Genomic DNA, 19,852 nt, shown 5'->3' on the forward strand with positions numbered 1-19,852 from the left:
CGCTTCGCCAACCCCCTGCTGGGGGCGACACCGGAGGACCGGCAAACCCGGTTCCTCGGTGTCCCACGAAAGCCCCGCCCCAGTATCGGGATGGGTGCTCCGCGCCTTTTAGAATGCCCGCAATGTCTTATCTCGTGCTCGCCCGCAAGTTCCGTCCGAAAACCTTCGGTGAGATGGTCGGCCAGGGGCATGTGGTTCAGGCGCTCGAGAACGCGCTGACGACGCAGCGCCTGCACCACGCCTATCTCTTCACCGGCACCCGGGGTGTCGGCAAGACCACGGTTTCGCGGATTCTGGCGAAGTCGCTGAACTGCCAGGGGCCGGACGGGCAGGGCGGCATCACGGCCACGCCGTGTGGCGTCTGCCAGGCCTGCCGCGACATCGATGCGGGCCGCTTCGTGGACTACACCGAGCTCGACGCGGCCTCCAACCGCGGCGTGGACGAGGTGCAGTCGCTGCTCGAACAGGCGGTCTACAAGCCAGTGCAGGGGCGCTTCAAGGTCTTCATGATCGACGAAGTGCACATGCTCACGAACACCGCGTTCAACGCGATGCTCAAGACGCTCGAGGAGCCGCCCGAGTACCTCAAGTTCGTGCTGGCGACCACCGATCCGCAGAAGGTGCCGGTGACCGTGCTGTCGCGCTGCCTGCAGTTCAACCTGCGGCCGATGGCGCCAGAGACGGTGCTCGAGCACCTCACCGCAGTGCTGCAGACCGAAAGCGTGCCGGCCGAGCCGCAGGCGCTGCGCCTGCTGGCGCGCGCGGCGCGCGGCTCGATGCGAGATGCGCTCTCGCTCACCGACCAGGCGATCGCGTTCGGCAACGGCGAGCTGGTGGAGGCCGGCGTGCGCCAGATGCTCGGCAGCGTCGATCGCGGCCATGTGTTCCGCCTGATCGAGGCGCTGGCCCAGGGCGACGGCAAGACGGTGGTCGAAACTTCCGAGGCATTGCGCGTCGACGGCATGTCCGCCGCCTCCACGCTGGAAGAAATGACGGCCGTGCTGCAGGCCATGGCGGTGCTGCAGGCCGTGCCCTCGCGCGCTGAAGCGGCCGACGCCGCCACCGACCCCGACGCGGCCGACACTGCGCGCCTCGCCGCGCTGATGCCCGCAGACGAAACCCAGCTGCTCTACAGCCTGTGCCTGCACGGGCGTGGCGAGCTGGGGCTGGCTCCCGACGAGTACGCCGCGCTGACCATGGTGCTGCTGCGGCTGCTGGCCTTCAAGCCTTCCAGCGCGGCCGCATCGACGGCTACCCCGGAAAAAAAAACTCTGAATGAAGCCGAGGCCGCGGCGACGCAGGCTCCGGTGCGTGCGGTTCCGCCTGCTCAGGCTCCCGCCCCAGTGGCTCGCCCGCCAGTCGAAGCGCCCGCGGCGGCCGTGCAGGCCCCGGTCCCGGCACCTGCGGTCCAGACCGCCACTCCGGTTCCCGCAGGCCACCGCCTCGCAGTGGTCGACGAGCCCCGGCAGGCCGAGCCTCGTTCCGGCGGCGCCAACGGCGATGCTCCCGCCAAGGTCGTCGGCGTGCCTATCCGAGTGCAGCCGCCTCCGAGCGCCCGCGACACCCCGCGCCCCGACGAACCGCGCAGCGCTTTCACGCCGATTCCGACCAGCGAGGACGGCGACTTCTGGTACGCCACTGTCACCCAGCTGGTCGCTGCCGAGGCCATCACCGCGCTGGCGCGCGAGCTCGCCCTGCAGTCGCAGCTTGTCGGCCGCGACACCGACCAGTGGCTGCTGCGCATCGAGCGCGAGACGCTCAACCAGCCGTCCGCCCGCGAGAAGCTCACCGCGGCGCTGAACGGCGCCGGCCACAACGTCAAGCTCGCCATCGAGGTCGGCGGCGTGATCGACAGCCCCGCGCGCCGCAACAAGCAGGCGGCCGACGAGCGCCAGCGCCTGGCCGAGGAAGCCATCATGAGTGACCCCGAAGTCCAGGCGCTGATGCGCGATTTCGACGCGAAGATCGTCCCCGGCACGCTCAAGCCGGCCTGAGTTCGCGTCTCCCGTATCCTTCACCCACTTTCCAACCCGACAGATCAGGACCAACGATGTTCAACAAAGGACAACTGGCCGGCCTCATGAAGCAGGCGCAGGCAATGCAGGACAACCTCAAGAAGGCCCAGGAAGAACTGGCCACCATCGAGGTCGAAGGCGAATCCGGCGCAGGCCTCGTCAAGGTCGTCATGACCTGCAAGCACGACGTCAAGCGCATCACCATCGACCCCAGCCTGCTGGCGGACGACAAGGACATGCTCGAAGACCTCGTGGCCGCCGCCTTCAACGCCGCCGTGCGCAAGGCGGAGGAAACCAGCGAGCAGAAGATGGGCAAGCTCACGGCCGGCATGCCCGGTCTTCCCCCCGGCATGAAGCTGCCGTTCTGAGCCGGCGGCCGGAATAGATGGCAGACGCCAGTTCGCTCGACGCCTTGGTCGAAGCGCTGCGCCGCCTGCCCGGTGTCGGCGTCAAGTCGGCCTCGCGCATGGCGTTCCACCTGCTGCAGCACGACCGCGAGGGAGCGCAACTGCTCGCGCGCGCCCTGCAGCAGGCAGCGGGACAGGTGCGGCATTGCGAGCGCTGCAACACCTTCACGGAAGCGCCGATCTGCAGTGTCTGCCTCGACACGCGGCGCGACCCGACGAAGCTCTGCGTGGTCGAGACGCCGGCCGACCAGGCCGCGCTGGAACGCACCGGCGCCTTCCGCGGCTATTACTTCGTGCTGATGGGCAAGCTCAGTCCGCTCGACGGCGTCGGGCCGAAGGACATCGGGCTGCAGAAACTCTTCGACCGCGCGCGCGACGGCACGGTGAGCGAGGTCATCCTCGCCACCAACTTCACGGCCGAAGGCGAGGCCACCGCGCATGTGATCGGTGAAGGGCTGAAGCAGCGCGGCCTGAAGGTGACGCGCCTCGCGCGCGGCGTGCCGGCCGGCAGCGAGCTCGAGTACGTCGATCTCGGCACCATCGCGCACGCGCTGGTGGATCGCAGGTAGGGCAACCGCACATGACTTTCTCGCTGCTCACGGTCGCCTACTGGTGCGTGCTCGTTGCTTGCGTGTTGCCGTATGTCGCGGCATGGATCGCCAAGGCCGGCAGCTTTGCACCGCGCGACAACCAGCATCCGCGCGAATGGGCCGCGAAGCAGAGTGGCTGGCGCGCTCGCGCCAACAGCGCGCAGGCCAACAGCTTCGAGGGCCTGCCGTTCTTCATCGGCGCGGTGATCATCGCGCACCAGCTCGGCGCGGCGCAGGCGCGCCTCGACATGCTCGCGATGGCCTACGTGGTGTTGCGCGTGATCTATCTCGCGCTCTACATCAGGGGCATCGGAAGCCTGCGCAGCGCTGTCTGGGCGCTCGCGTTTCTGGTCAATATCGCGATACTTTTTCTGGCTCGCTGAAGCCTCGGCGAAGGCTTCTCTGCGAGGCCTTCATGCTTACGTGGAAACCCGCACGGGATGACCCCGATGCAGTTGCCTGTTGCGGCCCCTAAGCTCGATTCAGTTTCTTACGAATCACAGAGCCCAGAAGCAACAGTTCAGGCAACAGCTTCAGGCAACAGTTCCAGGCCAGTTTTCATGCTTCATCGCCGTACCCTCATTTCTGCTTCCGCCATCGCCGCCGCAACCATCGCGTTGCCGCGTGTCTTTGCGCAGCAGGCCAAACTGGAGAAGACGAAGATCTCCATCGCGGTGGGTGGCAAGGCGGCGTTCTACTACCTGCCGCTCACCATCTCCGAGCAGCTCGGCTACTTCAAGGCCGAAGGACTCGACGTTGAGATTTCCGATTTCGCCGGCGGCGCGCGCGCGCTGCAGGCAGTGGTGGGCGGATCGGCCGACGTGTGCTCGGGCGCCTACGAGCACACCATCAACCTGCAGGCCAAGAACCAGTTCTTCCAGGCCTTCGTGCTGCAGGGGCGCGCACCGCAGATCGCGGTGGGCGTGTCGACCAAGAACATGGCCGGCTACACCGGCATCCAGGATCTCAAGGGGAAGAAGATCGGCGTCTCGGCACCGGGCTCGTCGACCAACATGGTGGCCAACCTCGTGCTGTCGCGCGGCGGGCTCAAGGCCAGCGACGTGAGCTACATCGGCGTGGGCGTGGCGGCCGGCGCGCTCACCGCGCTGCGCTCGGGCCAGATCGACGCCATCAGCAACACCGACCCGGTGATGACGATGCTGGAGCAGAAGGGCGACGTGAAGATCATCAGCGACACGCGCACGCTCAAGGGCACGCAGCAGGTGTTCGGCGGCACGATGCCGGCGGCCTGCCTCTATGCGTCGTCCGACTTCGTCCAGAAGAATCCCAACACCTGCCAGGCGCTGGCGAACGCGATCGTGCATGGGCTCAAGTGGCTGCAGACGGCAGGGCCGGGCGACATCATCAAGACGGTGCCCGAGACCTACCTGCTCGGCGACCGCGCGCTGTACCTGGCTTCTTTCGACAAGGTGCGCGAGTCGATCGCCACCGATGGCCTCGTGCCCACCGACGGCCCCAAGACCGCGCTGAACGCGATCGCCAGCTTCGACACCACCGTGAAGGCCGACAAGATCGACCTCGCCAGGACCTACACCAACGATTTTGCAAGGCGCGCCAAGGACAGGTTCAAAGCCTGACCCCCGCATGTCCCGCGACCCGGCTCAGGCCGGGTTTTTTCTGCCATGTCCGAACACGCACTCGAACTCCTCTCCATCAGCTGCACCTTTCTGTCGAAGGACGATCCTGGCCAGCGCTACACGGCGGTAGCCGACACCACGCTGCGCGTGAAGGCCGGAGAGTTCGTCTCGGTGGTCGGTCCCACGGGCTGCGGCAAGTCGACGCTGCTGAACGTGGGCGCCGGGCTGCTGCAGCCTTCCTCGGGCACGGTGAAGGTCTTCGGCCAGACGCTCTCGGGCATCAACGCGCGCGCGGGCTACATGTTCCAGACCGAAGCGCTGATGCCGTGGCGCAGCGCCATCGACAACGTGATGGTGGGCCTGCAATACCGCGGCGTGCCCGAGGCGCAGGCGCGCGAGCAGGCCGGGGCATGGCTCTCGCGCGTGGGCCTCTCGGGCTTCGGCGACCGATACCCGCACCAGCTCTCCGGCGGCATGCGCAAGCGCGTGGCGCTGGCGCAGACGCTGGTGCTCGACCCCGACATCATCCTCATGGACGAGCCCTTCAGCGCGCTCGACATCCAGACGCGCCAGCTGATGGAGAACGAGGTGCTCGAGCTCTGGAGCGCGAAGAAGAAGGCGGTGCTCTTCATCACACACGACCTCGACGAGGCCATCGCGATGAGCGATCGCGTGGTGGTGCTGTCGGCCGGCCCGGCCACGCATCCCATCGGCGAATTCGCCATCGATCTTCCGCGTCCGCGCGACGTGGCCGAGGTGCGAACGCAGCCGCGCTTCGTCGAGCTGCACACCCAGATCTGGGAGGTGCTGCGCGACGAGGTGCTCAAGGGCTATGCGCAGCAGCTCAGGAAGGCCGCGTGATGGCACGGCCCGGTCTGAACGAACGCAATGCGCGCTTCTGGCAGCTGGCGCTGCTGGCGCTGATCCTGGTGGCGTGGCATGTCGCCTCGCGCAATCAGCAGATCGCCTTCTTCCTCGGCGAGCCTATCCAGGTTGCGGGGCGCATCTGGAGCTGGTTCCTGCCGTTCGAGGTTCCGGCCAACGCACTCTTTCCCGAAGGACTGAAGGGCAACGCCGACATCTACCAGCACCTGGGCACCACGCTGCTGGAGACGGTGCTGGCCTTCGGCATCGGCACCGTGCTCGGGCTGGCCTGCGGGCTGTGGCTGGCGCTCGCGCCCACGGCGAGCCTGATTCTCGATCCGTACATCAAGGCCGCCAACTCGATGCCGCGCGTGATCCTCGCGCCCATCTTCGCGCTGTGGTTCGGGCTGGGCATCTGGAGCAAGGTGGCGCTGGCGGTGACGCTGGTGTTCTTCATCGTGTTCTTCAACGTCTACCAGGGCGTGCGCGAGGTGAGCCCGGTGGTGCTGGCCAACGCGAAGATGCTGGGCGCCAACCAGCGGCAACTGCTGCGCACCGTGTACCTGCCGAGCGCGACCAGCTGGGTGTTCTCCAGCCTGCACACCTCGGTGGGGCTGGCCTTCGTGGGCGCGGTGGTGGGCGAATACCTGGGCTCGGCGCGCGGCGTGGGCTACCTGATCCTGCAGGCCGAGGGCACCTTCGACGTCAACACCGTGTTCGCCGGCATCGTGGTGCTCACGGCCTTCGCGCTGGCGCTGGACGGGATCGTCGGGGTCATCGAAAGGCGCCTGATGAAGTGGCAGCCGAAGACGGGCGAGACCGAGAAGCTCTAGTTCGGCCCCGTGCGATGATCGCGCGCGGCACCCGCAGGGCGCCGCAACGATTCATGGGGGTAAACGAACAATGAGCCACGACAACAACCACAAGCGGGCCACGACCCTGCGCTCGCGCAGCGAGGCGGCACGGGTCTCCAACGAAGAGCTGTTCTTCGACCTGGTCTACGCCTTCTCCGTCACGCAGCTTTCCCACTACCTGCTCGACCACCTCACGTTGATGGGGGCGCTGCAGACGCTGGTCATGTGGTTCGCCGTCTGGCTGGGCTGGCAGTACACGGCCTGGACCACCAACTGGTTCAACCCCGGCACGCTGCGCATCCGCGGCGTGCTCTTCGCGATCATGCTGCTGGCGATGGTGATGGCCTCGGCGCTGCCAGGCGCCTTCTCCGAGCGCGGGCTGGTGTTCGCGCTGTGCTTCGTGGGCATCCAGGCGGGGCGCACCTTCTGCATGCTGATCGCCATCGGCCCGAACGATCCGCTCACGCCCAACTTCCGCCGCCTGCTGGCCTGGAACTGCGTGGCCGGCGTGTTCTGGATCGCCGGCGGCTTCGCCGAAGGGCAGGCGCGCCTTGCGTTGTGGTTCGGCGGCGTGCTGTGCGAGTACATCGCGCCGATGATCGGCCTGCGCTTTCCGGGCCTGGGCCGTTCGCTGACCAGCGACTGGACCATCGACGGCGGCCACCTTGCCGAGCGCTGCCAGCTCTTCGTGATCGTCGCGCTGGGCGAGTCGGTGCTGGCCACCGGCATCGCCTTCGGGCACCACGTCGAATGGCATGGCGTCGACCTGTTCGCGCTGCTCGTGGGCTTCGCGGGCAGCCTGGCGATGTGGTGGATGTACTTCGACACCAGCGCCAGGGAAGCCACGCACGTCATCGAGCATGCGCAGGACCCGGGCGCCATCGGCGCGAAGTTCCACTACACGCACGTGATCCTGGTGGCCGGCATCATCGTGTGCGCCGTGGCGGACGAGCTGACGATCGGCGAGGGCTCGCACCACGCCGAGCTCAAGTACCTGGGCGCGCTGATCGGCGGCCCGGCGATCTACCTGTTCGGCAATGCGCTCTTCAAGCGCGTGGTGCGCGGCTTCCTGCCGCAGTCGCATCTCTTCGGGCTGGGCTTCCTGGCGGTGCTCGCGGTGTTCGCCTCGCACCTGACGGTGCTGGTGGTGGGAACGCTCACCACCGCCATCATGATCGGGGTCGCCGCGATGGAGGCTATCGTGCGACGCAGGGCACAGCAGGCCGCAAAGGCCCACTGAGCCTCCGTCAGCCTGCTTCTCAGCGCTTCTTCTTGGAGGGCGTGCCGCCGCGCTTCTCGCGCACGACCTGCTGCTTGCTGCTCGCAGGCACCTTGACCACGCTGCCGGCGCCACGCGGGGCTGCAGACTTGGAAGGCGCGCCGCCGCGGCGGGCCGGGGCGGGCGCTGCTGCATGCGAGGTTGCGCGGATGCCGGTGCCGGCGCGGGCAGCCACCGTTGCGCGAACGGGCAGGTACACCACCACGCTGTAGCCGCGCTTGAACGCGTGGTTCGGCTTCACGTCGTTCCACTCGGCCACGCTGGCGGGCTTGAGGTTGTAGCGGCGCGCGATGCTCGCGACGTTGTCGGCGCGTCCGGCCTTCACCGTCGTGCGGCGCGTGACGATCTCGGGCTGGAAGCTCAGGTGGCCGCCATCGGCCACCACCGCCGCCACGTCTTCCTTCACGCGGGCGCCGCGCGGCACGATCAGCGTCGAGCCGGCCTTGATGAGCATCCGCGGCGGGATGTTGTTGATGGAGCGCAGGTCGTTCTCGCTCATGCCCGAGCGCTGGGCGGCGTCGGCCACCGTCATGGTGTTGGGCACGACCCAGGCGGTCCAGCTGGCGTACTGGCCTTGCGAGTAGGCGTCGAAGTTGCGCTGGAACACGGCGGCGTTGTCCCAGGGCAGCAGGATCTGCGGCGTGCCGGCGGCGATCAGCACCGGCTTGTGGGCTGCGGGGTTCAACGCGCGGAAGTCTTCGAGCCGCACGTCGGCCAGTTTGGCGGCGAGCTCGACGTCGAGGTCGCGCGTGAGCGTGACGGTCTGGAAGTAGGGGTGGTTGGCGATCAGCGGCAGCTCGGTGTTGAAGGCTTGCGGATTCGCCACGATGTTCTTCACCGCCTGCAGCTTGGGCACGTACATGCGCGTCTCGGCGGGCATGGTGAGGTCGCTGTAGGTGGTGGGCAGGCCCAGGCGCTGGTTCTTGGCGATGGCGCGGCTCACGCTGCCTTCACCCCAGTTGTAGGCGGCCAGCGCGAGCTGCCAGTCGCCGAACATGCCGTAGAGCTTCTGCAGGTAGTCGAGCGCTGCGCGGGTGGAGGCCACCACGTCGCGGCGGTCGTCGCGGAAGATGTTCTGCTTCAGGTCGAAGTCGTTGCCGGTGGCCGGCATGAACTGCCACATGCCCGCGGCGCGGGCGCTGGAGATGGCCTGCGGGTTGAACGCGCTCTCGATGTAGGGCAGCAGCGCCAGCTCGGTCGGCATGTTGCGGCGCTCGAGCTCCTCGACGATGTGGAAGATGTACTTGTTCGAGCGCTCCGTCATGCGCTGGATGTAGTCGGGCCTGCTGGCGTACCACTGCTCGCGGTCGCGCACGAGGTCGTTGTCGAGGTCCGGCATCTTGAAGCCGCGGCGGATGCGGTCCCACATGTCGACCGGCGGTGCGAGCGTGACGACGCTCTGCGAGTGGGCCTGGCCGCTGGTCAGCGGGGAGAGCGCGTCGCGCGGATAGACGGGGGCCGCGCTGCCGGCGACCTTGGAGCCGGTGCCGCCGGCACGCGCCGACGAGGAGGGGGAAGAGGAGGAAGAAGAGGTGCTGTTGTCGTTCGTGTTCGCGCAGCCGGCGAGCACCAGTGAACCTGCAAGGCAGGTGGCAGCGATCAGTTTCATCGGAAGTCGTTTTTCCATTGGCGCAGTGCCGCGAACACGTCGGCCTCGGCTGCATCGGCAGCCAGATCGGCGTGGGCACGCACCGCTCTAAGGACAGTGGCTTCGCGGCTGCGAAGAAAGGGGTTGACCTGGCGTTCGACCGCCAGTTGCGACGGCAGCGTGGGCTGCCCCTTCGCGCGCAGGCTCTCGCAGCGCGCGTTGTAGTGAGTCAGCTCGGCGTTGGCCGGTTCCACCGCCTGCGCGAAACGCAGGTTAGAAAGTGTGTACTCGTGGGCGCAGCACACGCGCGTGTCGCCGGGCAAGGCGGCGAGCGCGTCGAGCGAGGCCAGCATCTGCGAGGGCGTGCCCTCGAAGAGGCGCCCGCAGCCGCCGGAGAAGAGCGTGTCGCCGCAGAAGAGCAGCGGCGCGTCATCGCGCGAGGCCTGCCCGGCGGGCAGGAAGTAGGCGATGTGCCCGGCTGTATGGCCCGGCACGTCGATGACCTCGAAGCGCAGCCCGAGGGCCTCGGCAATGTCGCCTTGCGCCATCGGCGCGAAGGGCTCGGGAATGCGCTCGCGCGCGGGGCCCCATACCTTTGCGCCGGTGGCTGCATGCAATGCGGCCACGCCGCCCGTGTGATCGGGATGGTGGTGCGTGACTAGAATCGCGGCCAGCCGCAGCTTGTCGCGCGCCAACGCGTCGAACACCGGTTGGGCATCGCCCGGATCCACCACGATGGCGTGGGACCCGTCGTGCAGCATCCAGATGTAGTTGTCGGCGAAAGCGGGCAGCGGAACAAGGGTCATGAGCGGTCAAATTATAGGTTTGCAGGATTGGTTCGCGACCCCCCCGGGGCGGTACCTGCTGGCTTGGGAGCAGGCCCAGTTCGATCAGGCGGTGGCCGATGTATTCGGCTATCACGCGCTCCAGCTGGGCGCCGCCGAGGTCGATGGCCTGCGCGCCAACCGCATGCCGCACCGCTGGCTGGCTCTCGACGACCCGGCCCGCGGCGGCAAGGCGACGCTGCTCACGGACTTCGCTGCCTTGCCTTTCGCGGCCAACAGCCTCGACCTGGTGGTGCTGCCGCACGCGCTCGAGCTGAGCCCCGACCCGCACGCCACGTTGCGCGAGGTCGAGCGGGTGCTGGTGCCCGAGGGCCGCGTGGTCATCTGCGGGCTCAACCCGACCAGCCTCTGGGGCATGCGGCAGCGCCGCGCACATGTCTACCGCAGGCTGGGCATCGGCGATCTCTACCTGCCCGAGGGCGGCGAGTTCATCGGCTACTGGCGCATGCGCGACTGGCTGCGCCTGCTGAGCTTCGAGGTGGAGTCGGGTCGCTTCGGCATCTACCGGCCGGCGGTGCGCAGCGAAGCCTGGCTGGAGCGCCTGCGCTGGATGGACTCCGTCGGCGAGCGCTGGTGGCCGATCTTCGGCGCGGCCTACTTCCTGGTCGCGGTGAAGCGGGTGCGCGGCATGCGCCTGCTGAGCGCCGACTGGCGCCGCGCCGGTGCCCGCGCCACGGCGCCGGTGCCCATCGCCGGCAAGGTGCATCGCGACGGGCCCGGCAAGAATTGGAAGAAATGAAGATCGATTGGAATCGAATGAAGAAGGAAACGTCAGCTTGAACGAAGTCGTGATCTATACCGATGGCGCATGCAAGGGTAATCCCGGGCCCGGCGGCTGGGGCGCGTGGCTCAAGTCCGGCACCAGCGAGAAGGACCTGTTCGGCGGCGAACTCAACACCACCAACAACCGCATGGAGCTGACCGCCGTCATCGAAGGCCTGGCCGCGCTCAAGCGGCCCTGCAAGGTGCTGCTCTACCTCGACAGCCAGTACGTGCGCAAGGGCATCACCGAATGGATCCGCGGCTGGAAAGCCAAGGGCTGGGTCACCGCGAGCAAGGAGCCGGTGAAGAACGTCGAACTCTGGAAGCGGCTCGACGCGCTGGTGAACGAAGGCGGCCACCAGATCGAGTGGCGCTGGGTCAAGGGCCACTCGGGCGATCCGGGCAACGAGCGCGCGGACATGCTGGCCAACAAGGGCGTGGACAAGGCGCTGGGCCGCATCTGACCCCGGGCCCGCTCTCCGGCGGCTAGATCACGCCGTCGAACATCATCACGTCGACTTCCTCGCAGGGCGCTACGCTGCCTTGGTCGTGGCGCAGCACCACGAGCCCGTTGGCCTCCAGCATCGAACTCAGCACGCCCGAACCCTGGTTGGCCGCCACGCACACCTCCGGCAGCGCGCCGGGCACGGCCTTCACGAAACCGCGTTGATATTCGGTGCGGCCCGGCTTCTTTCGGATCGGGCCCGTGCTGCGTGCACGCAGCAGCGGCGGCGGTGCGGCGGCCGCCTCGTGGCAGCCCATCATGCGCAGCAGCGCAGGCCGGACGAAGGCGAGAAAGGTCACCATCACCGCCACCGGATTGCCCGGCAGCCCGAACAGCACGGCCGGCGGCTTCGATGCGCTTTCCTCCGTGGGAATCAGTCCCACCGCCAGCGGCCGGCCCGGTCGCATCGCCACGCGCCAGAAGGCCATGTCGCCCAGCTGCTGCATCACGGCGCGCGTGTGGTCGGCCGCGCCCGCGCTCACGCCGCCGCTGGTGACGATGGCATCCGCCTCGCGCGCTGCGCGCCGCAGCGTGGCGGCGAGCGTGGCCGGGTCGTCGCGCACGAGGCCGAGGTCGAGCACCTCGCAGCCCAGCCGCGTGAGCAGGCCGATCACGGTGTAGCGGTTGCTGTCGTACACGGCGCCCTCGCGCGGCGCGTCGCCCAGGCTCAGGATTTCGTCGCCGGTCGAGAAGCAGGCCACCCGTAGCCGCCGCAGCGCGGGTACGCCCGGCAGGCCCAGGCTCGCGACCATGCCCAGCGCGGCGGGCGAAAGGCGCTCGCCCTTGCGCAGCGCGGGCTGGCCCTTCATGAGGTCTTCTCCGGCGAACCGGCGGTTGTCACCGCGGCGCAGCACCCGGGCGGGGAAGCAGACGCGGTCGCCATCGACCTTGCAGAACTCCTGCGGAATGACGGTGTCGAGGCCCGCCGGCATCATCGCGCCGGTCATGATGCGCACCGCATCGCCGGGCCCCAGCGCGCCGCGCCATGCGGCTCCGGCGAGCGCCGTGCCCACCACGCGCAGCGTGATGGATGCGTCGCTGGGCGCCTTGTCGGGCAGCACGGCGCCGTCGAAGGCGTAGCCGTCCATGGCGGAGTTGTCGTGCGGGGGCACGCTGACGGGCGAGACGATGTCCTCGGCCAGCACGCGGCCGAGCGCTTCAGAGAGCGAGACGCTCTCGCGCCCGGTGACGACGGCCGTGGCCGTCAGCTGGGAAAGAAAGGCGTGGACGGCCTCGACGCTCAGGTCGGCGTCGTCATGGCCCGCGAGGGCGGAAGCGAGTTCTGCGATGCGGCTCATCTCATCGGTTTTCGAGGGCGTGCAGTTCGGCCAGGGTGTTGGCGTTGAAGAACGCGTCGGGCGCGTCACCGGGCCGGTCGAAGGGCACTTGCACGGCGCGGTGCTGCGCGATCCAGGCGTGGACCTTGCGGCCGCCGGCGGCGGTGTAGCGAAGCAGGCTTTCGCGAAGGCTGGCGCGCAGCAGGCAGAAGACGGGCTGGGGGCGCAGTTCCACCGTGCCGCCGCCATCGGCGGGCTCGGGCGCCACCACCATGGCGATGTCGGCCTGGCTGGCCGCCGCCGCTTCGGCGAGGCGGGCGGCGAGGTCCGGCGGGAAGAGGGGCGTGTCGCAGGGCACCGTCAGCAGCCAGGGCGTGACGCAGTGCTCCAGCCCGGCCAGGAAGCCCGCCAGCGGGCCAGGGTAGTCCGCGAGGCTGTCGGGCCACACCGGCGCGCCGAAGGCTTCGTACTCGGCGAGATTGCGGTTGGCATTGACCATGAGCGTGCCGACCTGCGGCGCCAGCCGGCGCATCGCATGCAGCGCCAGCGGCTCGCCGTTGAAAGGCTGCAGGCCCTTGTCGACACCGCCCATGCGCGAACCGCGGCCGCCGGCCAGCAGCAGACCCGTGATGTCGGCGGACGCGATGCTGGCGTGCGCGGGCATGGCGGGCGCCTGCCTCATCCGCCGATGTAGCTCATCTCGACGCGGCGCGGGCCCTTGGAGCCGGCGTCGCCGTTGCCGCTGTCGCCATCGGGGCCGCGCAGGGCGCGCAGCTCGGAGTAGCGGTCGGCTCGGCCCTGCCAGATGTGGCCGATGGCCGAAGCGATGTCTTCGTCGCTGGCGTTGCCGCGCAGCAGCGGGCGCAGGTCGTGGCCGGCGCTCGCGAAGAGGCACAGGTACAGCTTGCCTTCGGTGGAGAGACGCGCGCGGCTGCAGTCGTGGCAGAAGGCCTGCGTGACGCTGCTGATGACGCCGATCTCGCCGCCGCCATCGGCATAGGCCCAGCGCTTGGCGGTCTCGCCGGGCGTGGTGGCGCCCAGCGGTACGAGCGGGAATTCGGAATGGATGCGCGTGACGACCTCCGCCGAAGGCAGCACCTCGTCCATGCGCCAGCCATTGGTGGCGCCCACGTCCATGTATTCGATGAAGCGCAGCACCACCTTGCCGGCGTGATGGGTACGGAAGTAGCGCGCCATCGGCAGGATCTCCTGCTCGTTGGTGCCGCGCTTGACCACCATGTTGACCTTGACCGGTCCCAGGCCCGCGGCCAGCGCCGCGTCGATGCCCGCGAGCACGTCGGCCACCGGGAAGTCGACATCGTTCATCTGGCGGAACACCGCGTCGTCGAGGCTGTCCAGGCTCACGGTCACGCGCTGCAGGCCGGCGGCGCGCAGGCCGGCGGCCTTGCGCGCGAGCAAAGAGCCGTTGGTGGTGAGCGTCAGCGCCAGCGGCTCGCCCCCGGGCGTGCGGATCTCGGCGAGCTGCTCCACCAGGTCCTCGATGTTCTTTCGCAGCAGCGGCTCGCCGCCGGTCAGCCGGATCTTGCGCGTGCCGTGCGCGGCAAAGAGGCGGGCCAGCCGGGTGATTTCCTCGAAGCTCAGCAGGGCGCTGTGCGGCAGGTACTTGTAGTCCTTGTCGAACACGTCCTTGGGCATGCAGTAGCTGCAGCGGAAGTTGCAGCGGTCGGTCACGCTGATGCGCAGGTCGGTCAGCGGCCGGCCCAGTCGGTCGAGCAGCATGCCGGTGGCGGGCACGGCGACCTCCGGCACGGCCACCGCGGGGCGTGCTCGGCCGATGCTGGAGATCGGAATGACGGTGCTGCTGCTGTTCTTCATGGCTTCACGGGGCGGGTCCTGATTTTGCGCCAGGCCCCAAGGGCCTGCGGAACACAGGCTACTTGATCACGGCCGCATAAATCATGTCCCGGGTCAATGTTCTGTAATGTGTCCTGAATTTCGGCGACTGCAGCATCAGCACCACGAACATCTCGTTCTTCGGGTCGACCCACATGTAGGTGCCGCCCGCGCCGCCCCAGTTGTATTCACCGCCCGCCGAGGGGTAGGGCGCCTCGCCGTCGTTGCGGCGCACCGCGAAGCCCAGGCCGAAGCCGTAACCCGGGCCCGGCAGGTAGAGCGGGCCGGGCACGATGCCGGCGCCCGCGTTGGAGTGGTCGGCGGTCATCAGGGCGATGGTGCGCGGGCCGAGATAGCGCCTGCCATCGAGCGAGCCGCCGTTGATCAGCATCTGCAGAAAGCGGGCGTAGTCGTTCGCGGTCGACACCAGCCCGCCGCCGCCCGATTCGTACTTGCGCACGATGCGCGGGTCGTTGAAGTCGGCGCCGACGCCGAAGCTGCGGTCGTTGGGCAGCGGCTCGGCGATGCGTGACTGGCGGGCCGGCTCGGGCACGTAATAGGTGGTGTCCTTCATGCCCAGCGGATCGAATAGCCGGGCCTTCTCGAACTGGTAGAGCGACTGGCCCGAGACCACCTCGATCACCCGGCCGAGGATGTCGGTCGACTGGCTGTAGTCCCAGGTCGTGCCCGGCTGGTAGGCCAGCGGCAGCTTCGCCAGGCGCTGGGAGAACTCGGCCAGCGTAGGGTCGCCAGCGCCCAGGTTGGCGGCGTTGTAGGCCTGCTTCACGAGGCCAGGGCCGAAGAAACCGTAGGTCAGGCCTGAGGTGTGGCGCATCAGGTCGTGCACGGTGATCGGGCGGCGCGCGGGAACGGTCTCGAGCACCGGCTTGCCGTCGGCGCCGGGCTTCTCGACGCCCACCGTCATGTTCGCGAATTCGGGCAGGTAGGTTGAGATCGGGTCGTCGAGCTTCAGGCGGCCGTCCTCCACCAGCATCATCGCGGCCACCGTGGTGATGGGCTTGCTCATCGAATAGATGCGGAAGATGCCGTCGCGCGGCATCGGCGTGCCGGCGGCGCTGTCGAGCTTGCCGACCGGCTCGAACCACGCCACCTTGCCCTGGCGGGCCACCAGCAGCACCGCGCCCGGGATCTTGCCGGCCGCCACGTCGGCCTTGAGGACGTTGCCGAGCATCTGCAGGCGCTCGCTGGAGAGGCCGACCTGCTCGGGCGTGGCCGTGGGCAGTTGCTGCGCCGCCGCAAGCAGGGGAAGGGCCAGGCCCAGGCCGAGCACTGCGGCGCGCAGCTTGCGCTTCAGGAATCTCATGGTGTCGTCTCCGTCTTGTTGTGGTGGATGAAAAAACGAAAACCGTGCGCGGCGGTCCCGGAGCCGCCCGTGCCTGACCAGCCCGGCGCTATCCGCGGCAGAGCTTCAGGTTCGTGCGCGTGGCGCGGACCACGGGCAGGTAGATGTCGGCGTCGGCCGGTGGGTAGTTTTCCTTGATGCCGTCGTCGGTGCGGGCGGCGTCCTCGGCCAGCGGCTGCAGCGTCTTGAGGCAGGCGGCGCGGTCGTCGAGCTTGTACTGCGTGAGCGCGAGGTCGTTGCGCAGCCAGGCCTTGGTGATCCAGTCGAGTGTCCTGTCGCAGTCCGAGAGAACGGGCGCGAGGGTGGTCTGCGCGGCGGCGTAGTCCTTGGCGTCGTACTGCCGCTTGAAGGTTTTGCGCGTGCTGCTCACGGCCTTGTCGGTGCAGGAGGGGGCAGGGCGGATGTAGGTGCCTTCGAAGACGGCGCGCATGCCGCAGTAGCCGCGGCACTCGTCCGAGCCATTGGTCGTGACCTGCAGCTTGTCGGCATTGGCCGCGAAGTTCACCACGCACCCCGTGTCGTCGAGCTTGGCCTTGCCGCGCGCGATGGTGCCGTCGAGCGCGCAGGTGTGGGCGTTGGCGCCGATGGTGGTGATGTCGAAGTGGCCGTTGGGCTTGATGCGCAGCGAGCCGCTGCCGCCCTCGTAGATGTAGTCGCCGGCGGGCGGCGTGGCGCCGTTCTGCGCGGCGGCGAGGCCGCAGCCAAGGAGCAATGCGAGGGGAAGAAAGATGGATCGTGCGAGCTTCATCGTTGGAGATCTCCCGGAAAACATGCCGTAGGGCAGTGTATCGATCGTTGCCGAAAGCTTCCGGGATTGGCGGGTTTGCGTCATTCGATGTCTCTATGTCTTGACATAGACAATGAGAATTCCTATCATTTGGGCGCCCGAGTACGCACACGTCGACAACGCAAAGGGCTCTTTCAACCAAGGAGCTTCCCGACCTTGCCGTACACCCTGCCAGCCTTGTCCTATGCCTTCGACGCGCTCGAACCCCACATCGACGCGCTGACGATGGAAATCCACCACGGCAAGCACCACCAGTCCTATGTGAACAACCTCAACGCGGCGTTGAAAGACACGCCGCACGAGGGAACGCCGGTCGAAGAGCTCATCGCCGGTGTCGAGCAACTGCCCGAAGCGCTGCGCGCGCCGGTGCGCAACAACGGCGGCGGGCACGCCAACCACACCCTGTTCTGGACCGTGATGGCGCCCATCGACCAGGGCGGCGGCGGGGTACCCACCGGAGCGCTTGCCAAGGCCATCGACGCCGACCTGGGCGGCTTCGATGCCTTCAAGGACGCATTCACCAAGGCCGCCCTCACGCGCTTCGGCAGCGGCTGGGCATGGCTCTGCGTCGGTGTCGGCGGCAAGCTCGCCGTGGAAAGCAGCGGCAACCAGGACAGCCCGCTGATGCGCGGCATCGGTTCGGGCAACACGCCGATCCTCGGGCTCGACGTGTGGGAGCACGCCTACTACCTCAAGTACCAGAACCGCCGCCCCGAGTACATCGCGGCCTTCTACAACGTCGTGAACTGGGCCGAAGTGGCCCGGCGCCACGCTGCCGCCACCGGCGGTTGAGGAGCAACCCATGAACGAGCCGCGACAGGGCGCCATCGCGCAAGGCAGGCAGTCGAGGCCCGCCAGACCGATGCGTGAACGGATCGGCTTCGCCATCGTCGCGGCCGGCGTGCTGATCGGCGCCTTGCAGTTCTGGCAGTTCGTGCGATCCGACCCGCTGGTGTGGAACGCCTTGCTCGGCGGCTCGGTCGCGGCGCTGGCGACCGCGCTCGGCACGCTGCCGGTGCTGTTCTCGCAGAAGCTGCCCGAGCGGCTGCAGGACACCCTCTTCGGTTTCGGCGCCGGCGTGATGCTGGCGGCCAGCGCCTTCTCGTTGATCATTCCCGGCCTGGAGGCCGCGAAGAACGCGGGCACCTTCGGCGGCGGAAGTTGGGCGGCAGGCGGGGTGATCGGCTGCGCCATCCTGCTGGGCGGCATCGCGCTGATGCTGATGGACCGCGTGCTGCCGCACGAGCATTTCATCAAGGGCCGCGAAGGCAATGCCGCCAAGCAATTGCGCCGCACCTGGCTCTTCGTCTTCGCGATCGCGCTGCACAACGTGCCCGAGGGCCTGGCCATCGGCGTGGGATACGCGGCCAACAACGGGCTGCGCGCCGATGCGCTGGCCACCGGTATCGCGATCCAGGACGTGCCCGAGGGGCTGGTTGTCGCGGTGGCGTTGCTGGCCGCGGGCTACAGCCGTGGGTTCGCCGTGCTGATCGGCATGCTCTCCGGGATGGTCGAGCCGCTGGGTGCCGTGCTGGGCGCGGCCGTGGTCGGCCACTCGGCGATGCTTCTGCCCTGGGGGCTGGGCTTCGCGGCGGGCGCGATGCTCTTCGTGATCAGCCACGAGATCATTCCCGAGTCGCACCGCAAGGGGCACGAAGCCTTCGCGACGAGCGGGCTGATGATCGGCTTCGTGCTGATGATGCTGCTGGACACGGCGCTGGGGTAAGGCTCCGGTCGCAGGACACCGCGGAACCGGCTTTGCCGGGCCGCAGGTGTCGCCCCCGGTGAGGGGGTGCGCGAAGCCTGGGGGAGAGCCCAGTTCTAGCCGTGCTTGACGGCGACCGTCTTGAGCGTGGTGAAGCCGTAGAGCGCCTCGAAGCCCTTCTCACGACCGTAGCCCGACGACTTCACGCCGCCGAAAGGCAGTTCGACGCCGCCGCCGGCGCCGTAGTTGTTGATGAACACCTGGCCGCTCTTCACGCGCTTGGCCATGCGGAACTGGCGCGCGCCGTCGGCCGTCCATACGCCGGCGACAAGGCCGAAGTGCGTTGCGTTGGCCAGTGCGACAGCCTCGTCCTCGTCGGCGAACTGCATCGCGGCCAGCACCGGGCCGAACACTTCTTCCTGTGCGAGACGGTGGTTTACCGGCACATCGCGCAAAAGCGTGGGGGCCTGGTAGAAGCCGGTTTCGGGCGCTTCCTCGACCACGATGCCCTGCGCCACCATCGGGATGCCGGCGTGCTGCGCGTCGCTCAGGAAGTCCCACACGCGCTGCTGCTGCGTCTGGCGGATCAGCGGGCCCACGTCGAGGTCCATGGCCGCCGGGCCGACGCGCAGCGCCTCGAAGGCGTGGCCCAGGCGCTCCAGTAGCGGCTCGTAGATGTCGCGCTGGATCAGCACCCGCGAGCCCGCCGAGCAGGTCTGGCCGGCGTTCTGCACGATGGCGTTGATGACCACCGGAATGGCCGCGTCCAGGTCGGCGTCCGCGAAGATGATCTGCGGGCTCTTGCCGCCCAGTTCCAGCGTGACCGGGCAATGCCGCTCGGCCGCCACCTGCTGGATCAGCGTGCCGATCTTCGGGCTGCCGGTGAAGCTGATGTGGTCGATGCCCGCGTGCCGCGCGAGCGCGTCGCCCACCTCGTGGCCGTAGCCCGTCACGATGTTCAGTGCGCCGGCCGGAAACCCCACCTCGGCCGCCAGCTGCGCCACGCGGATCAGCGAGAGGCAGGCGTCCTCCGCCGGCTTGACCACGCACACATTGCCCGCCGCCAGTGCGCCGCCCACGCTGCGCCCGAAGATCTGCATTGGGTAGTTCCAGGGAATGATGTGGCCCGTTACGCCGTGCGGCTCGCGCCAGGTGAAGACGCTGTAGCCGTCCTGGTAGGGGATGGTCTCGCCGTGCAGCTTGTCGCAGGCGCCGGCATAGAACTCGAAGTAGCGCACCAGCGCCACCGCGTCGGCGCGTGCCTGCTTGACGGGCTTGCCGCAGTCGCGCTGCTCGATCAGCGCGAGCTCGTCGACGTGCTCGGCGATCTTCTGCGAGAGCTTGAAGAGCAGGCGGCCGCGGTCGGCGGCGCTGACCTTGTGCCAAACGCCATCGAAGCAGTCGCGCGCAGCGCGCACGGCGGAGTCGATGTCGGCGGCATTGCTGCGCTGGATTTCGTCGAAGGGCTGGCCGTCGGAGGGGTCGATGACCGGCAGGGTGCGGCCGGAGGAGGACGGGACGTCCGCGTTGGCGATGTAGTTGAGCTGCATGGGCTGGAT

20 protein-coding genes are annotated in these 19,852 nt (G+C 68.4%); 12 read left to right on the forward strand and 8 right to left on the reverse strand.

From position 1 onward, the window contains the following. Positions 1 to 122 precede the first annotated feature (122 nt). The 8 genes from dnaX (at position 123) to ABL844_RS14385 (ending at position 7,568) form a co-directional block, all read left to right on the forward strand. Positions 123 to 1,994, forward strand: coding sequence for a DNA polymerase III subunit gamma/tau (gene dnaX, locus ABL844_RS14350; RefSeq protein WP_418131688.1), 1,872 nt, complete (start codon positions 123 to 125; stop codon positions 1,992 to 1,994). Between the two features lie 56 nt (positions 1,995 to 2,050). Further along, complete coding sequence (locus ABL844_RS14355; protein ID WP_012747441.1) at positions 2,051 to 2,383, forward strand: YbaB/EbfC family nucleoid-associated protein; 333 nt, start codon at positions 2,051 to 2,053, stop codon at positions 2,381 to 2,383. 17 nt (positions 2,384 to 2,400) lie between these two features. After that, positions 2,401 to 2,991 (forward strand): recombination mediator RecR, encoded by a 591-nt coding sequence (recR, locus tag ABL844_RS14360; RefSeq protein WP_184638442.1) that lies wholly within the window; start codon positions 2,401 to 2,403, stop codon positions 2,989 to 2,991. Between the two features lie 11 nt (positions 2,992 to 3,002). Next, entirely contained in the window at positions 3,003 to 3,395 is a 393-nt protein-coding gene (locus ABL844_RS14365; RefSeq protein ID WP_126019064.1) for an MAPEG family protein, read from the forward strand. Positions 3,396 to 3,572: 177 nt separating this feature from the next. Next, positions 3,573 to 4,610 carry an ABC transporter substrate-binding protein gene (locus tag ABL844_RS14370; protein WP_126019066.1) on the forward strand — a complete coding sequence of 346 codons (1,038 nt, stop codon included), beginning with the start codon at positions 3,573 to 3,575 and terminating at the stop codon, positions 4,608 to 4,610. A 45-nt stretch (positions 4,611 to 4,655) separates the two neighbouring features. Continuing rightward, the gene (locus ABL844_RS14375) at positions 4,656 to 5,471 is read left to right on the forward strand and encodes an ABC transporter ATP-binding protein (RefSeq protein WP_184638440.1); all 816 of its coding nucleotides are present in this window, start codon (positions 4,656 to 4,658) and stop codon (positions 5,469 to 5,471) included. Further along, positions 5,471 to 6,307, forward strand: coding sequence for an ABC transporter permease (locus ABL844_RS14380; protein ID WP_019653029.1), 837 nt, complete (start codon positions 5,471 to 5,473; stop codon positions 6,305 to 6,307). The genes ABL844_RS14375 and ABL844_RS14380 overlap by 1 nt, the downstream gene beginning before the upstream one ends. Before the next feature lie 70 nt (positions 6,308 to 6,377). Next, positions 6,378 to 7,568, forward strand: coding sequence for a low temperature requirement protein A (locus tag ABL844_RS14385; protein ID WP_126019072.1), 1,191 nt, complete (start codon positions 6,378 to 6,380; stop codon positions 7,566 to 7,568). A gap of 19 nt (positions 7,569 to 7,587) precedes the next feature. Here ABL844_RS14385 and ABL844_RS14390 read toward each other — a convergent pair whose 3' ends face one another. Together ABL844_RS14390 and gloB are read right to left on the reverse strand one after the other, a co-directional pair. Continuing rightward, a complete protein-coding gene (locus ABL844_RS14390; RefSeq protein WP_126019075.1) occupies positions 7,588 to 9,216 on the reverse strand; it encodes a transglycosylase SLT domain-containing protein in 1,629 nt (542 codons plus the stop codon). Beyond that, positions 9,213 to 10,001: a hydroxyacylglutathione hydrolase gene (gloB, locus tag ABL844_RS14395; protein ID WP_418131689.1), complete on the reverse strand. Its 789-nt coding sequence runs from the start codon at positions 9,999 to 10,001 to the stop codon at positions 9,213 to 9,215. The genes ABL844_RS14390 and gloB overlap by 4 nt, the downstream gene beginning before the upstream one ends. Before the next feature lie 19 nt (positions 10,002 to 10,020). Here gloB and ABL844_RS14400 point away from each other — a divergent pair, with 19 nt between their 5' ends. Both ABL844_RS14400 and rnhA read left to right on the forward strand, forming a co-directional pair. After that, a complete protein-coding gene (locus tag ABL844_RS14400) occupies positions 10,021 to 10,779 on the forward strand; it encodes a class I SAM-dependent methyltransferase (RefSeq protein ID WP_369662450.1) in 759 nt (252 codons plus the stop codon). Between the two features lie 37 nt (positions 10,780 to 10,816). After that, the gene (gene rnhA, locus ABL844_RS14405; RefSeq protein WP_126019079.1) at positions 10,817 to 11,266 is read left to right on the forward strand and encodes a ribonuclease HI; all 450 of its coding nucleotides are present in this window, start codon (positions 10,817 to 10,819) and stop codon (positions 11,264 to 11,266) included. A 22-nt stretch (positions 11,267 to 11,288) separates the two neighbouring features. Here the strand turns inward: rnhA and glp are convergent, their stop codons facing one another. The 5 genes from glp to ABL844_RS14430 form a co-directional block, all read right to left on the reverse strand. Next, on the reverse strand, positions 11,289 to 12,605 hold the full coding sequence (gene glp / locus ABL844_RS14410; RefSeq protein ID WP_418131690.1) for a gephyrin-like molybdotransferase Glp: 1,317 nt from the start codon (positions 12,603 to 12,605) through the stop codon (positions 11,289 to 11,291). A 1-nt stretch (position 12,606) separates the two neighbouring features. Further along, on the reverse strand, positions 12,607 to 13,248 hold the full coding sequence (gene mobA / locus ABL844_RS14415) for a molybdenum cofactor guanylyltransferase MobA (protein ID WP_418131692.1): 642 nt from the start codon (positions 13,246 to 13,248) through the stop codon (positions 12,607 to 12,609). A 14-nt stretch (positions 13,249 to 13,262) separates the two neighbouring features. Beyond that, complete coding sequence (moaA, locus tag ABL844_RS14420) at positions 13,263 to 14,420, reverse strand: GTP 3',8-cyclase MoaA (RefSeq protein WP_418131693.1); 1,158 nt, start codon at positions 14,418 to 14,420, stop codon at positions 13,263 to 13,265. Positions 14,421 to 14,478: 58 nt separating this feature from the next. Then, on the reverse strand, positions 14,479 to 15,762 hold the full coding sequence (locus ABL844_RS14425; RefSeq protein ID WP_418131694.1) for a serine hydrolase domain-containing protein: 1,284 nt from the start codon (positions 15,760 to 15,762) through the stop codon (positions 14,479 to 14,481). 88 nt (positions 15,763 to 15,850) lie between these two features. After that, positions 15,851 to 16,549, reverse strand: coding sequence for a hypothetical protein (locus tag ABL844_RS14430; protein WP_418131696.1), 699 nt, complete (start codon positions 16,547 to 16,549; stop codon positions 15,851 to 15,853). Positions 16,550 to 16,744: 195 nt separating this feature from the next. On the opposite strand from ABL844_RS14430, the gene ABL844_RS14435 reads away from it, so the two are divergent. Continuing rightward, positions 16,745 to 17,380: a superoxide dismutase gene (locus tag ABL844_RS14435; RefSeq protein WP_418131697.1), complete on the forward strand. Its 636-nt coding sequence runs from the start codon at positions 16,745 to 16,747 to the stop codon at positions 17,378 to 17,380. 70 nt (positions 17,381 to 17,450) lie between these two features. Continuing rightward, a complete protein-coding gene (locus ABL844_RS14440) occupies positions 17,451 to 18,314 on the forward strand; it encodes a ZIP family metal transporter (RefSeq protein ID WP_126020380.1) in 864 nt (287 codons plus the stop codon). A 95-nt stretch (positions 18,315 to 18,409) separates the two neighbouring features. Here the strand turns inward: ABL844_RS14440 and ABL844_RS14445 are convergent, their stop codons facing one another. Next, positions 18,410 to 19,843: an aldehyde dehydrogenase family protein gene (locus ABL844_RS14445; RefSeq protein ID WP_369658345.1), complete on the reverse strand. Its 1,434-nt coding sequence runs from the start codon at positions 19,841 to 19,843 to the stop codon at positions 18,410 to 18,412. Between the last annotated feature and the right edge of the window lie 9 nt (positions 19,844 to 19,852).

This window comes from Variovorax sp. 278MFTsu5.1 (genome assembly GCF_048305045.1).
GTDB classification, from domain to species: domain Bacteria; phylum Pseudomonadota; class Gammaproteobacteria; order Burkholderiales; family Burkholderiaceae_C; genus Variovorax; species Variovorax guangxiensis.

Bases quoted from the DNA above. Each gene is read 5' to 3' on its own strand.
- dnaX (WP_418131688.1), top strand. From the start codon at position 123: ATGTCTTATCTCGTGCTCGCCCGCAAGTTCCGTCCGAAAACCTTCGGT.
- ABL844_RS14355 (WP_012747441.1), top strand. From the start codon at position 2,051: ATGTTCAACAAAGGACAACTGGCCGGCCTCATGAAGCAGGCGCAGGCA.
- recR (WP_184638442.1), top strand. From the start codon at position 2,401: ATGGCAGACGCCAGTTCGCTCGACGCCTTGGTCGAAGCGCTGCGCCGC.
- ABL844_RS14365 (WP_126019064.1), top strand. From the start codon at position 3,003: ATGACTTTCTCGCTGCTCACGGTCGCCTACTGGTGCGTGCTCGTTGCT.
- ABL844_RS14370 (WP_126019066.1), top strand. From the start codon at position 3,573: ATGCTTCATCGCCGTACCCTCATTTCTGCTTCCGCCATCGCCGCCGCA.
- ABL844_RS14375 (WP_184638440.1), top strand. From the start codon at position 4,656: ATGTCCGAACACGCACTCGAACTCCTCTCCATCAGCTGCACCTTTCTG.
- ABL844_RS14380 (WP_019653029.1), top strand. From the start codon at position 5,471: ATGGCACGGCCCGGTCTGAACGAACGCAATGCGCGCTTCTGGCAGCTG.
- ABL844_RS14385 (WP_126019072.1), top strand. From the start codon at position 6,378: ATGAGCCACGACAACAACCACAAGCGGGCCACGACCCTGCGCTCGCGC.
- ABL844_RS14390 (WP_126019075.1), bottom strand. From the start codon at position 9,216: ATGAAACTGATCGCTGCCACCTGCCTTGCAGGTTCACTGGTGCTCGCC.
- gloB (WP_418131689.1), bottom strand. From the start codon at position 10,001: ATGACCCTTGTTCCGCTGCCCGCTTTCGCCGACAACTACATCTGGATG.
- glp (WP_418131690.1), bottom strand. From the start codon at position 12,605: ATGAGCCGCATCGCAGAACTCGCTTCCGCCCTCGCGGGCCATGACGAC.
- mobA (WP_418131692.1), bottom strand. From the start codon at position 13,248: ATGCCCGCGCACGCCAGCATCGCGTCCGCCGACATCACGGGTCTGCTG.
- moaA (WP_418131693.1), bottom strand. From the start codon at position 14,420: ATGAAGAACAGCAGCAGCACCGTCATTCCGATCTCCAGCATCGGCCGA.
- ABL844_RS14425 (WP_418131694.1), bottom strand. From the start codon at position 15,762: ATGAGATTCCTGAAGCGCAAGCTGCGCGCCGCAGTGCTCGGCCTGGGC.
- ABL844_RS14430 (WP_418131696.1), bottom strand. From the start codon at position 16,549: ATGAAGCTCGCACGATCCATCTTTCTTCCCCTCGCATTGCTCCTTGGC.
- ABL844_RS14440 (WP_126020380.1), top strand. From the start codon at position 17,451: ATGCGTGAACGGATCGGCTTCGCCATCGTCGCGGCCGGCGTGCTGATC.
- ABL844_RS14445 (WP_369658345.1), bottom strand. From the start codon at position 19,843: ATGCAGCTCAACTACATCGCCAACGCGGACGTCCCGTCCTCCTCCGGC.